Raw genomic sequence first — 12845 nt, 5'->3', positions numbered from 1 at the left:
AAATCAGAGGCTTGCCGGCGCGAAAGCTGACCGCGTCATCATCCTGCAACGCATTTGTCGTTATGAGCGGGCCAGGTGCAATCACTGGCGAGTCGGCTAAAGCTCATGAACGCCATGTCGCAGATGTCGGAATCATCAACGCGCTACCGGGCGATCTTCATTTCCGACGTGCATCTGGGCACGCGCGGCTGCAAGGCCGAATACCTGCTCGACTTCCTGAAGCATAACGAGGCGGATTACGTCTACCTGATCGGCGACATCATCGATTGCTGGCGCCTCTCCAAGGGCTGGTACTGGCCGCAGGCGCATAACGACGTGGTGCAGAAGCTGCTCCGGAAGGCACGCAAGGGCACCCATGTGATCTATGTGCCCGGCAATCACGACGAACCATTGCGCGATTACGACGATCACGATTTCGGCGACGTCAAGGTGATGAACGAGGCGGAGCATGTGACCGCCGATGGCAGGCGCCTGCTGATCATCCATGGCGACGCCTTCGACGGCATCGTGCGCTACGCCCCCTGGCTCGCGAAGCTGGGCGATTCTGCCTATACGATGGCCCTGGCGCTCAATCACTGGTTCAACCGCGCGCGCGTTGCCTTCGGCTATCCCTATTGGTCGCTCTCGGCCTGGCTGAAATCCCGGGTCAAGGACGCGGTCAAGTTCATCGCCGATTTCGAACATACGGTGACGGCCGAGGCGCAGCGCCGGGGCTATGACGGCGTCGTCTGCGGGCACATCCACCAGGCGGCCCTGAAAGAGATCGACGGCATCCTCTATGCCAATGACGGCGATTGGGTGGAAAGCTGCACGGCCCTGGTCGAACATCGCGACGGGCGGCTGGAGATCATCGCCTGGGCGCAGGACCGGCAATTGTCGATGCTGCCCAGGCCCGTCGCCGTCTCTGAAACAGCGCCGATCGCCGCCGAATGACGCGCTCCTTGAACATCGCCATCGTCACCGATGCCTGGGCACCGCAGGTGAACGGGGTCGTGCGCACGATCGGCCGCACACGGGACGAATTGATCGAGGCGGGCCACCGGCCGACGATCCTGTCGCCGCAAAGCTTTCGCTCGGTCGCCTGCCCGACCTATCCTGAAATCCGCCTCGCCCTCTTTCCCTATCGGCGCCTCGCAGCCCGGCTGGATGCGCTTCGGCCCGATGCCATTCACATTGCCACGGAAGGCCCCCTGGGCCTTGCCGCCCGGCGTTATTGCCTCCGGCGCGGCCTGCCCTTCACCACCGCCTATCACACGCGCTTTCCGGAATATGTGGCGGCCCGCTTCGGCCTGCCGCTCGGCATCACCTATGCCTGGCTCAGGCGCTTTCACGGAGCCGCGCAGGCCACCATGGTGGCGACACCCTCGATCGAGGCGGAATTGCTGTCACAGGGCTTTTCGCGCATCAAGCGCTGGTCGCGCGGTGTCGACACCCTGCTGTTCCGCCCGCGCCCCAATACCAATGAGGAACCGCCGCTCAAGGATCTGCCGCGACCCATTCATCTCTATGTCGGCAGGCTGGCGGTCGAGAAGAATATCGAGGCCTTCCTGAATCTGGATCTCCCGGGCAGCCAGGTCGTGATCGGCGATGGGCCGCAATGCGCGGATCTCCAGGCGCGGTTTCCCAAGGCGCATTTCCTGGGGAAGCAGGTGGGCGAGGATCTCGCCAAGCATTACGCCGCGGCGGATGTCTTCGTTTTCCCGAGCCTCACCGATACGTTCGGCCTCGTCATCCTGGAAGCCCTGGCGAGCGGCGTTCCCGTCGCGGCCTATCCGGTGCCGGGGCCCAAGGACATCATCCGCGAGGGCGTCTCGGGCGCCCTCGATGGCGATCTCGCCATCGCGATTGCACGCGCGCGGCAACTCCCCCGGGCAGCCTGCCGGGCCGAGGCCGAGCGCTTTTCCTGGAGCGCTGCCACCCAGCAATTCCTCGCCAATCTCGCCCTCGTTCCGGCGCGCCTGTTCGGCTGAGTTTCAGGGCCGTGATTCAGGGCCAGAGTGTCGCGTAGGTGTGGCGCGCGATCATGCGTTCCTCGTCGGTCGGGATGACGAGGCAGCGCGCACTGGCGCCCTTGCCGGAAATATCGAGTGCGCGGGCCTGATTGGCGGCATCGTCGAGGCCGAGGCCGAGCCAGGCACCGGCCGCCACGATCTCTCTGCGCAAGGCGGCGCCGTTTTCGCCGATCCCGGCGGTGAAAACCAGCGCGTCGATCCCGCCCAGAACGGCGGCGAGCGCCCCCATTTCCTTGGCGATGCGATAGACGAAATGATCGAGAGCGAGGCGCGCCATGGGATCGGCGCTCGCTTCCAGCACGCGCACGTCGTTGCTGATGCCCGACAAGCCCTTGAGGCCGCATTCGTGATAGAGGAAGCGTTCGATCGCCGCCGCGTCCATGCCTTTCTCGCGCAGGAGATAGAGCACGATGCCGGGATCGATGGCGCCCGGCCGCGTCCCCATCGGAATGCCGTCCAGTGCCGTAAAGCTCATCGTACTGTCGATGCTGCGGCCGTTTTTCACGGCGCAGAGCGAGCAGCCATTGCCGAGATGAGCGACGATGACGCGGCCATCCGCGATTTCCGGCGCCACGTCCCGCAAGCGCTGGGCGATGAATTCATAGGAGAGGCCGTGAAAACCGTAGCGCCGCACACCTTCCCGGTAGAGCGCATCGGGAATGGCGAATCGATCGGCAAGTTCACCATGGCCGCGATGGAAGGCGGTGTCGAAACAGGCGACCTGCGGCAGATTGGGTTGTCGGCGGCGCCAGGCATGAATCGGCGCCAGGTTCTTGGGCTGGTGCAAGGGAGCAAGATGGGTGAGCGCCGTGATGCGCGCGAGCACGCCGTCATCGATAGCGGCCGGTCCGGCAAATTCGGGACCGCCATGGACGACACGATGGCCGACAGCATCCAGCGGGCCGCCGACCGCCCGGGCGCCGTCGGCACCCAGAAGCCAAATGCCGATCAATTCCTCGGCCGCCTCGACGCTGGCGATCTCGCCGGTCGCAAAGGATTGCTCCTTGAGAATGTCACCCGCGCCCGTCTTGATGACAAGGCGCGGCTGGCTGCCGATGCCGTCCAACTGGCCGGCGACGCGCCGCTCCAGCGACGCATGGTCGGCGGCGAAGGCCTGGAACTTGATGCTGGAGGAGCCGGCATTGACGGCAAGGATAAGGCGCTGCATGGCGGCGATCCTCATCCGCCCCACCCCTCTCTGGCAAGGGCCAGAGACAGTGTGCGGGCCGTGCCAGTTCCGCCACATTTGCCAAAGGCGGCGCGAATCGTGTTACCTCAGCCCCCGAAGGGGATTCAAAGCGCCATGACAGAGAAGCCGCAGATCGACGTCACGGCCTGGCCGCATGCAGCAGCAGCGGCGAAGGTGCTGGCCGCTTTGGCGGCCGCCGGCGGCGAGGGGCGATTCGTGGGCGGCGCGGTGCGCGATGCCCTGGTCCAGCGCCCGGTCAAGGATCTCGACATCGCCACCAATCTCGAACCGGCGGCGGTGATGGCGGCGCTCACCAATGCCGGATTGCGCGGCGTGCCGACCGGCATCGAGCACGGCACGATTACCGCAATCGCCGATCATGTGGGTTTCGAAGTCACCACCTTGCGCCACGATCTCGAAACCGACGGGCGTCATGCCAAGGTGGCCTTCACGGATGATTGGCAAGCCGACGCAGCGCGGCGCGATCTCACCATGAACGCGCTCTTCTGCGATAGCGCCGGGCGGGTTTATGATTATTTCGACGGCGTCGCCGATCTGCTGACCGGCCGCGTACGCTTCGTCGGCGATCCGGCGCAGCGCATGGATGAGGATTATCTGCGTGTCCTGCGCTTCTTCCGCTTCCACGCCGATTACGCCTTGGGCGATTTCGATGCCGCCGCCATCGCCGCCGCCACATTGCGCCGCCAGGAACTGAAGCGTCTTTCCGGTGAGCGCCTGCGCCAGGAGACGCTGAAGCTTCTCCTCGCGCGGAACGGCGTTTCCGTCTGGGGCGAGATGCTGCGCCTGGGTTTTGCCGAAGCCTATCTGCCGCAGGCCACCACCCTCGACCGGCTGGCGAAGGTGGCGAAGCTGGAAAGAGAACTGGGCGAAAAGCCGGATGCGATCCGGCGCCTCGCCGCCCTCGCCTTGACCGGCAGCGGCCCCGCTATCGGCGAGACGCTCAAGCTTTCCAATGCCGAGCGGGCGCGGCTGGATCTCATGAGCGCCGCGCGCCCGGATTTCAACGTCGACGACCCGCATTTCATCCGCCGCCAGATCTACGATCTCGGCAATGAGCGGGCGCTCGATCTGCTGCTGATCGATTGGGGCCTCACGCAGCCCGAAAGCGCCTGGTACCGCGCCCTCGACATCATCCGCCGCTGGCCGAAACCGACCTTTCCCCTGGCCGGGCGCGATCTCCTCAAACTGGGCATGAGCGCCGGCCCCGATCTCGGTGCCCGCCTCGCGGAACTGGAAGCCTGGTGGATCGCCGGCGATTTCGCCGCGGATCGCGCAGCGTGCCTGGAAAAGGCGCGCGCCATGACGGATTGACGGCTGGACAATTCGTATCTTATAGGATACTAATAGACTTCACGCCATGATCGAGATCCGGACGACCGATGCGTTTTCGAAATGGCTTCTGGATTTACGGGACCGGCAAGCACGCGCTCGTATCGCCGCGCGTGTGCAGCGCCTGGCCTTCGGTCATTTTGGCGATGTCAAATCGGTCGGCGACGGTGTCCACGAACTGAGATGTCATTTCGGATCGGGATACCGCATCTATTTCATGCGGCAAGGCGATGTCGTGATCATCCTGCTCTGTGGTGGCGACAAGGATTCCCAGGTGCAGGACATCGCCCGCGCGAAACTACTGGCCAAGGATGTGACGGAGCCATGAAAATGAAAACGCGCCCCTTCGATCCCGCGCAATATCTCGACGACGAAACGGCGATGGCGGCCTATTTGTCCGAGGCGCTGGAAACGAACGATCCGGCTTTTATCGCCGACGCGCTGGGCGTGCTGTCACGGGCCCATGGCATGACGGAGATCGCCCGGCAAACCGGTCTTGGCCGCGAAAGCCTCTACAAGGCGTTATCGCCAGAGGGCAATCCAGAATTGCAGACGGTCCTCAAAGTCCTCAAAGCACTCGGCCTGAAGCTAAGCGCGCAGACCGCCGCGGCAGCCTAGACCGGCCTTACGGCCACGCCACCTCAGGCGGGAGCGACATCAAGATCGCTTCGGTATTGCCGCCGGTCTTCAAGCCGAACGTGGTGCCGCGGTCATAGAGCAGGTTGAATTCGACATAGCGGCCGCGGCGGATGAGTTGCTGCTGCCTTTCCTCGGGCGTCCAGGAACGTGCCCAATGGCGCCGCACGATTTGCGGATAGATGTCACGGAAAGCTTTGCCGACATCACGCGTGAAAGAAAAATCGCGTGCCCAATCGCCGGAATTCACCTGGTCGTAGAAGATGCCGCCGAGCCCCCGCGGTTCGTTGCGATGGGGCAGGTAGAAGTAATCGTCGCACCATTTCTTGAAGCGCGGATAATAATCGGCATCGGTCGCATCGCAGGCGCGTTTGAAGGCGGCGTGAAACAGCGCGCCGTCTTCGCCATGCGCTTCGGGAAACATCGGTGTCAGATCGGCGCCGCCGCCGAACCAGGCCTTGGACGTCACAATGAGGCGCGTGTTCATATGCACCGCCGGCACATGGGGCGAGCGCATATGCGCCACGAGACTGATGCCGCTGGCCCAGAAGCTGCCGTCACCGGCGGCACCTGGAATCTGCTGGCGGAATTCCGGCGAGAAGGTGCCGAAGACGGTCGAGATGTTGACGCCCACTTTCTCGAAGAGGCGCCCTTTCATCAGCGAGATCGTGCCACCCCCTCCCCCATCGCGCTCCCAATCCTTGCGCTCGAAACGGCCGGGACCCGCATCGCTGCTGGAATGCAGCGGCGCCTCGTCCTCCAATTGCTCGAAACTGGCGCAAATATCGTCGCGCAGGGTCTTGAACCAGGCGCGAGCCTGATCCTGGTAATCGGCGGGGTAATCGGCGCGCTCGCTATAGGGAATCATGAGATATTGGGAAATCCGAATTGACGTTGGGCTTCGGCGGCGACAATGGCGGCCGCCATCGCCACATTGAGCGATCTCATCCCGGCCTGCAACGGAATGACCAGGCGGTGATCCGCCGCATCATGCACGTGATCCGGAACGCCGCTCGATTCGCGCCCGAGCAGAAGCGTGTCGTCGGGCTGGAAAACGAAGCGGTGATAGGGTTCGGCCGCCTTGGTGGAGAGCAGGAGCAACCGGCCCTTGCGGGCTATTTTCTGATACGCCTCCCAGGAGGTGTGGCGGCGGATGTCGACCCGGTCGATGTAATCCATGCCGGCCCGGCGCATGCGTGCATCGTCGAAGATGAAGCCGCAGGGAAAAATCACATCCACACCCAGGCCGAAGCAGGCGGCAAGGCGCAGCAACGCCCCGGTATTCTGCGGAATGTCCGGCTCAAACAAGGCCAAGCGCATGATTTGACGGCACTTTCTGGCTAGGGGCAGGGCTGGTCGGAAAGGTGGCCTGCCTTGCAAAACGGCGGAAATCGTTTATACCCTTGGCCCGGTTAAGGGGGAATGCCATGACCTGACGGGGTCGCGGCCGAGGGGGGACGGAAGATCGTCCCGGATGCGGCGTTCTGTCGCGATTTCTCGGCAACGATCGGGACTGGGCCTCATGGTATAAGCCCCAGATTATTTTGAGTATTCGAGACTTGTCTGCGTTCCCAGAGCCGTTCCGAGAAGGAAGGTGATAGGCGCGGGCAGGTCTGTCTTGCCGGAGGGACAAGAGACATGGCGGATCACGCGCAATCGCCCAGTGGGCATGCCCAGGAGGGCACACGGCGCGACTTTCTGAACTTAACCGCAGCTTCGGTGACCGCCTTTGGCGCAGCCGCTGTCGCGTGGCCGTTCATCAGCAGCCTCAACCCGTCCAAGGACGTCCTGGCGCTGTCCTCGACCGAGGTCGATATCGGCCAGATCGCCGAGGGCCAGGCCATCACGGTCATGTGGCGCGGCAAGCCGGTCTTCATCCGCCACCGCACGGCGGCCGAGATCGAGCAGGCGAAGAAGGACGATACCGCCGAAATGAAGGACCCGCAGCCCGACGAGGCGCGGGCCGAAAAGCCGGAATTCCTGATCCTGGTCGGCGTCTGCACCCATCTGGGGTGCATTCCGCTGGGTCAGAAGGATGTCGAGCCGAAAGGCCCGTTCGGCGGCTGGTACTGCCCCTGCCACGGCTCGGCCTATGACACGTCGGGCCGCATCCGCCGGGGTCCGGCACCGCTCAATCTGCCGGTGCCGGAATACCAGTATCTGAGCGACACGCTCGTTCGTATCGGCTGAGGGGTGGGGAAATAGCCATGGCTGCCAATTTCAAAAACCCGGTCGTCCGCTGGATCGACCATCGCCTGCCGGTCTTTACGTTCCTGCACCACGAGGCGAACGAATATCCGACCCCGAAGAACCTCAGCTACTGGTGGAACTTCGGCTCCCTGGCCGGCTTCATGCTGCTGGTGATGATCGTCACCGGCATCTTCCTGGCCATGCAATACACGCCGCATGTCGATCATGCCTTCAATTCCGTCGAGCGCATGATGCGCGACGTGAATTACGGCTGGCTGCTGCGCTATATCCACATGAACGGCGCGTCGATGTTCTTCGTCGTCGTCTATATCCACATGTTCCGCGGCCTTTACTACGGATCCTACAAGGCGCCGCGCGAATTGCTGTGGCAATTGGGCGTCGTCATCCTGCTTCTCATGATGGCCACGGCGTTCATGGGCTATGTCCTCCCCTGGGGTCAGATGAGCTTCTGGGGTGCGACCGTCATCACCAATCTGTTCTCGGCCATTCCGGTCGTGGGCGATTCCATCGTGACGCTGCTCTGGGGTGGTTTCTCGGTCGACAACCCGACCTTGAACCGCTTCTTTTCGCTCCACTATCTCCTGCCCTTCGTGATCCTGGGTGTGGTGGTGCTGCATGTGGTGGCCCTCCACCGCTTCGGCTCCAACAACCCGATCGGCATCGACACCAAGGGCCCGCAGGACACGATCCCCTTCCACCCCTATTACACGGTGAAGGATCTGTTCGGCCTCGGCGTGTTCATGATCTTCTACGCCTACTGGGTGTTCTATGCCCCGGTGACCCTGGGCGATCCGGTCAACTTCGTCCCCGCCAATCCCTTGTCGACGCCCGAGCACATCGTCCCGGAATGGTACTTCCTGCCGTTCTACGCGATCCTGCGGTCGATCCCGGACAAGCTCATCGGCGTCTTGGCCATGTTCGCCTCGATCCTGGTCTTGTTCGTGCTTCCCTGGCTCGACCGCTCGCCGGTCCGCTCGGGTGCCTATCGTCCGGCCTTCAAGTTCTTCTTTTGGATGCTGGTCTTCGATTGCGCGATCCTCACCATCTGCGGCAAGAACGCCCCGGACTGGATCTGGTCGCCGCTCTCGTTCTCGATCGCGCCGGATGAAGGCCAGGCTGGCATCAGCATCATCGCCATGGGCCAGCTCGCCACAGCTTATTACTTCGGTTACTTCCTGGTGGTCCTGCCGCTGCTCTCGATCTTCGAGAAGGCGAAGCCGGTCCCCCTGTCGATCTCTCGCCCGGTCCTTGGCGCCGGCGGTTCGCACGCCGCCATCGCGCCCACTTCGGCACCCATGGCCCCCCAGCAGATGGAGAAGCTCTGATGAGCGCGGGTTCCCTCATTCTCAAGGGCGTCACTGCGCTCGTCGGCATCACGGCGGTGCTGTTCGTCGCAGCGACCCCGTATCACGGTGTCCATGTCGAAAAAGAGGAATGGTCGTTCGAAGGCTTCTTCGGCAAATTCGACCAGGCGCAGATGAAGCGTGGCTTCCAGGTCTATTCGGAAGTCTGCGCCGCCTGCCACTCGATGGACCTCATGCATTATCGCAGCCTCACCGAGATCGGCTTCACCGAAGCCGAGGTGAAGGACATCGCGGCGGCGGTCACCGTCATGGACGGTCCCGACGATGCGGGCGAGATGTTCGAACGTCCCGGCCGCCCCTCCGACAAGTTCAAGGCGCCCTTCGCCAATGCCAATGCGGCGCGTGCCTCGAATAACGGCGCTCTGCCGCCGGATCTGTCGCTGATCGCGCGCAGCCGTGCCGGTGCCGGTTTCGGCGCCTATGAAGGGGCCGATTACATCCACGGCCTGCTGACCGGCTATGAAGAACCGCCGGCCGGTTTCCAGCTCGCCGAAGGCATGAGCTACAACAAGGGCTTCGTCGGCCATCAGATCGCCATGCCGAATCCGATCTCGGATGGCGGCGTCACCTATGCCGACGGCACGGCAGCCACGGTGGACCAGCAGGCCCGCGACGTCTCGGCCTTCCTGACCTGGACCGGCGAGCCCAATTACGAGAACCGCATCTATACCGGCATGAAGGCGATGCTGTTCCTGATCGTCTTCACGCTCATCGCCTATGCGGTGAAGCGGCGGGTCTGGGCCAAGATTCACTAAGCCCGGACATCCCTGTCGAAGATCGAACCGCCGCCAGGCCATCGCCCGGCGGCGGTTTTCTTTTGCGGCAACACAGATGTGTCCCGATCCGGCAGGTGTGCGCTTATCCAGCCCGGCCCGTTTACCGTCGGCGGGAAAAAGGTTATGAGTGATTCGCGCTGAACCGCCAGGGATGGGCCATGACCACCGGAGCGACGCCAATGTCCTTGAGCGCCGATCTCATCAAGCCGGTCCCGGCCATTACGGGTATCGATCATCTGCTGGTGGGCGTCCGCGATCTCGAGGCGGCGGCGCAGCAATGGCGGCGTCTGGGCTTTCAGCTGACCCCGCGCGGCCGCCATATCGGCTGGGGCACCGCCAATTACTGCATCATGTTCCAGGACGATTATCTGGAACTCCTCGGCATCGTCGATCCCGCGCAATTCACCAACAATCTCGACCGCTTCCTGAAGATCCGCGAAGGCCTGACGGGCGTCGCCCTGGCGACCGACGATACGGAAGCCTGCGCCCGCGAATTGCGCGGTGCCGGTATCAAGGCCGAGGGCCCGAAGGATCTGAAGCGCATCCTGGAATTGCCCGAGGGCGACGTCATGCCGGCCTTCGGCCTCGTGATGCTGCCGACGGAAGCAACGCCGGGCCTCTCGGCCTTTGTCGTCCAGCATCTGACGCCCGACCTCGTGCGCCGGCCGGAATGGCTGCACCACGCCAACCGCGCCAAGAGCGTCGTCTCGGTCACCGTCGTGGTCGATGATCCGGCGGCGACGGCCTTCGACTGGCTGCCGATCTTCGGCGAGGACGCGATCAAGACCGCCAATCTGGTGACCGTGATCGATACCGGGCGCGGCCATATCCGCTTCACCACGAAGGATGGCCTCGCCCAGCTCTATCCGGCGCTGGAGCCGCTGCCGGAACATCCCACCCCCTGGATCGCGGCGATGAAGATCGCGGTCGCCGACAAGGCGCGCTGCCGCGACCATCTCCGGTTTGAAAATGTGCTGGCGCTCAAGACCGGCAAGGGCTGCATCGTCCCGCCCGAGGAAGCCAACGGCGTCATCATCGAATTCGTGGAAGAATGATGCCGCCGCAAACGGAAGACGACCGCCTCTATCGCGACCCGCAGCTCACCGATTTCTACGACCTCGAAAACGGCTGGGCGCCGGACACGGAATATTGCCGCGCTCTGGCGCGGGATGCCAAATCGGTGCTCGATCTCGGCTGCGGCACCGGATTGCTGGCGGCGGCACTTGGCGAAGGCCGCGCGGTGATGGGCGTCGATCCCGCGGGCGCCATGCTCGATGTGGCGCGGGCTCGGCCGGGCGGCGACAAGGTTACCTGGGTCGAGGCCGATGCGCGGCACTTCCGCTCGGATCGCCGCTTCGACTTCATCCTCATGACCGGCCATGCCTTTCAATGCTTCCTCAATGACGCCGACCAGCGCGCCTTGCTGGCCACCATCGCCCATCATCTGGCGCCCGCGGGCCGCTTCATCTTCGATTCGCGCAACCCGGTGCTTGAAGAATGGCGCGAATGGGTGCCGGCGGACCGGCGCCGTCTCGATCATCCGCGCTTTGGCGCCGTCACCGCCTGGAACGACGTCGCCCACGATTCCGCCACCGGCATCGTCACCTATCAGACCTTCTACCGGATCGACTCTACTGGGCAGATCTTGAACGCCGCGTCGCAGATCCGCTTCACGCCGAAAGACGTGATCGCCGCCCATATCGCCGGGGCCGGCCTCATGGTGGATGAATGGCTGGGCGATTGGCAAGGCGGGCCGTGGCACGCCGATGCCAAAGAGATCATCCCGATCGGGCACAGAACGTGAGCGGCTTCTCTAGAATGCTTCATGTTTAGATAGAGGTGCGCCACTTATTTTGTCATCCCCCGGCTTGGCCGGGGGATCCACGAGTTGCTTCAATCACTTGCTAGCAAACTCGTGGATGGCCCGCCTAAAGCGGGCCATGACAAGAACAACACAGCAGCCATTCCAATTACACTAACTTCCGCCTTTGATCGCGCGGCGCAGGCGTTTGACGCCGAGCCAGACGGCGCCCAGCACGATCGGCACGGCGATCGCTGCCAGGATCTGATGGGCATGGCCGTGATCGCCGGGGAAGAGGCCCTCGGTCACGACCTTCAAAAGGCCGATCAGGTAATAGGTGATGGCGAAGACCGAGAGGCCCTCGACCGCTTCCTGGATGCGGAGCTGGACGCGGGAGCGGCTTTCCATATCCTTCAGCAGCGCGCTGTTCTGCGCCTGCAGATTGACGTCGACGCGGGTGCGCAGCATGTCGCTGGCGCGGTCGATGCCGGTTTCCAGTTGCTCGAGCCGGCGCGAGAAGGCCTCGCAGGTGCGCATGGCCGGGGTGAAGCGGCGGTCGAGGAAACTGGAGAGGCGCGAGAGGCCGTTGATGCGGCCCTCGCGAATATCGGCAAGGCGCCGCGCCACCAATTCGGCATAGGCATTGCCGGCACTCAGGCGATAGCGCGTGCTCGTCCGGAGGCTCGCGGTTTCGGCGGCAAGCCGCGTCAATTCGCTGAGCAGCAGTCGGTCGCTATCGTCATTGCCGCCATCATTGCCCAAACTCGCCGTGCGTTCGATCAGAGATTTGAGATGCGCTTCCAGACCGGCCAGCGTGCCGCCGGCGCGGCGTGTGAGGGCGAGGCCGAGGAGCGCCATCAGGCGATAGGTCTCGATCTCCAGCAAACGCTGCACCATGCGCCCCGCACGCCCGCCGGTCAGCGATTTGTTGATCATCAGCATGCGGCCGAAGCCGGCGGCATCGAGGCGGAAATCGGTCCAGATCTCGGCCGCTCCCTCGCCGACGCTGGAGGCGACCACATCGCCGGAGGGAAACAGGCTGGCGATATGGGCCGCCGCGCCGGCCGGCGAATCGGGGCGGATTTCGAGCACCAGGGCCACCACGCATTGCCCCGGGCATTGCGCGGCCAGCGTCAGCGCATCGGGGGGAAGATCGGCCCAGCGTGCTGCATCGGCGCCAAGATCGGCGCGCGGCATGACCAAAGTGTAGCTGGTGAATTCGGTATGAAGTTCCCATTTCAGCTGGGTCTCGCCCCGCGGCAGGATGCCGTAGCGGCTGGCGGGATCGGGTGCCGGTGCCCCGTGATGCCGCGCAAGATCGGCGATATAGCGGAGATCGCGCTCGCCGCCGGGATCCTCCGCCATGCGCAGGCAGGCGAGATGCAGGACGACGGCCGGCCCTTCGATCCGCAAGGGCGGCCGTGCATGGACCTCGTCGTTCAGTTCCCGGCGATGGGGATGTTCGGCGAACATCTGCGGCGTCCACTTTTCCAGAAGAACAATGTG

14 protein-coding genes are annotated in these 12845 nt (G+C 63.8%); 10 read left to right on the top strand and 4 right to left on the bottom strand.

Annotated features, from left to right (window positions below; translation table 11 throughout):
* Nucleotides 1-105 precede the first annotated feature (105 nt).
* Both ACE3PR_RS15435 and ACE3PR_RS15430 read left to right on the top strand, forming a co-directional pair.
* Nucleotides 106-933 (top strand): UDP-2,3-diacylglucosamine diphosphatase, encoded by an 828-nt coding sequence (locus tag ACE3PR_RS15435; RefSeq protein WP_374373657.1) that lies wholly within the window; start codon nt 106-108, stop codon nt 931-933.
* Between the two features lie 8 nt (nt 934-941).
* Nucleotides 942-1970: a glycosyltransferase family 4 protein gene (locus ACE3PR_RS15430; protein ID WP_374374010.1), complete on the top strand. Its 1029-nt coding sequence runs from the start codon at nt 942-944 to the stop codon at nt 1968-1970.
* 16 nt (nt 1971-1986) lie between these two features.
* On the opposite strand, the gene ACE3PR_RS15425 is transcribed toward ACE3PR_RS15430, so the two are convergent.
* Nucleotides 1987-3180, bottom strand: a complete 1194-nt coding sequence (locus tag ACE3PR_RS15425) for an acetate/propionate family kinase (RefSeq protein WP_374373655.1) — start codon at nt 3178-3180, stop codon at nt 1987-1989.
* A gap of 135 nt (nt 3181-3315) precedes the next feature.
* Between ACE3PR_RS15425 and ACE3PR_RS15420 the strand changes: the two genes are divergently transcribed.
* From ACE3PR_RS15420 to ACE3PR_RS15410, 3 genes are read left to right on the top strand one after another with little or no spacing between them, the layout of a single operon-like run.
* Nucleotides 3316-4533 carry a CCA tRNA nucleotidyltransferase gene (locus tag ACE3PR_RS15420; protein WP_374373653.1) on the top strand — a complete coding sequence of 406 codons (1218 nt, stop codon included), beginning with the start codon at nt 3316-3318 and terminating at the stop codon, nt 4531-4533.
* 46 nt (nt 4534-4579) lie between these two features.
* Nucleotides 4580-4879: a type II toxin-antitoxin system RelE/ParE family toxin gene (locus ACE3PR_RS15415; RefSeq protein ID WP_374373651.1), complete on the top strand. Its 300-nt coding sequence runs from the start codon at nt 4580-4582 to the stop codon at nt 4877-4879.
* Nucleotides 4876-5169, top strand: coding sequence for an addiction module antidote protein (locus ACE3PR_RS15410; RefSeq protein ID WP_374373649.1), 294 nt, complete (start codon nt 4876-4878; stop codon nt 5167-5169). Before ACE3PR_RS15415 ends, ACE3PR_RS15410 begins: the two co-directional genes overlap by 4 nt.
* Before the next feature lie 7 nt (nt 5170-5176).
* Here the strand turns inward: ACE3PR_RS15410 and hemF are convergent, their stop codons facing one another.
* Both hemF and ACE3PR_RS15400 read right to left on the bottom strand, forming a co-directional pair.
* Nucleotides 5177-6055 carry an oxygen-dependent coproporphyrinogen oxidase gene (gene hemF, locus ACE3PR_RS15405; protein ID WP_374373647.1) on the bottom strand — a complete coding sequence of 293 codons (879 nt, stop codon included), beginning with the start codon at nt 6053-6055 and terminating at the stop codon, nt 5177-5179.
* Nucleotides 6052-6507 carry a tRNA (cytidine(34)-2'-O)-methyltransferase gene (locus ACE3PR_RS15400; protein WP_374373645.1) on the bottom strand — a complete coding sequence of 152 codons (456 nt, stop codon included), beginning with the start codon at nt 6505-6507 and terminating at the stop codon, nt 6052-6054. The genes hemF and ACE3PR_RS15400 overlap by 4 nt, the downstream gene beginning before the upstream one ends.
* 318 nt (nt 6508-6825) lie before the next feature.
* On the opposite strand from ACE3PR_RS15400, the gene petA reads away from it, so the two are divergent.
* The 5 genes from petA to ACE3PR_RS15375 all read left to right on the top strand — a co-directional run bounded on the left by petA (nt 6826) and on the right by ACE3PR_RS15375 (nt 11342).
* Nucleotides 6826-7377, top strand: coding sequence for a ubiquinol-cytochrome c reductase iron-sulfur subunit (gene petA / locus ACE3PR_RS15395; RefSeq protein ID WP_374373642.1), 552 nt, complete (start codon nt 6826-6828; stop codon nt 7375-7377).
* Nucleotides 7378-7394: 17 nt separating this feature from the next.
* A complete protein-coding gene (locus tag ACE3PR_RS15390; RefSeq protein WP_374373640.1) occupies nt 7395-8723 on the top strand; it encodes a cytochrome bc complex cytochrome b subunit in 1329 nt (442 codons plus the stop codon).
* Complete coding sequence (locus ACE3PR_RS15385) at nt 8723-9517, top strand: cytochrome c1 (protein ID WP_374373638.1); 795 nt, start codon at nt 8723-8725, stop codon at nt 9515-9517. Before ACE3PR_RS15390 ends, ACE3PR_RS15385 begins: the two co-directional genes overlap by 1 nt.
* A gap of 179 nt (nt 9518-9696) precedes the next feature.
* Nucleotides 9697-10593, top strand: a complete 897-nt coding sequence (locus ACE3PR_RS15380; protein ID WP_374373636.1) for a VOC family protein — start codon at nt 9697-9699, stop codon at nt 10591-10593.
* The gene (locus ACE3PR_RS15375) at nt 10590-11342 is read left to right on the top strand and encodes a trans-aconitate 2-methyltransferase (protein ID WP_374373634.1); all 753 of its coding nucleotides are present in this window, start codon (nt 10590-10592) and stop codon (nt 11340-11342) included. The genes ACE3PR_RS15380 and ACE3PR_RS15375 overlap by 4 nt, the downstream gene beginning before the upstream one ends.
* Before the next feature lie 171 nt (nt 11343-11513).
* Here ACE3PR_RS15375 and ACE3PR_RS15370 read toward each other — a convergent pair whose 3' ends face one another.
* Nucleotides 11514-12812, bottom strand: a complete 1299-nt coding sequence (locus ACE3PR_RS15370) for a DUF3422 family protein (protein ID WP_374373632.1) — start codon at nt 12810-12812, stop codon at nt 11514-11516.
* Nucleotides 12813-12845 lie beyond the last annotated feature (33 nt).

This window comes from Dongia sp. (assembly GCF_041909655.1).
Taxonomy (GTDB): domain Bacteria; phylum Pseudomonadota; class Alphaproteobacteria; order Dongiales; family Dongiaceae; genus Dongia.
The sequence above is the reverse complement of the archived record's forward strand: the minus strand, read 5'-3'. Positions and strand labels throughout refer to the sequence as shown.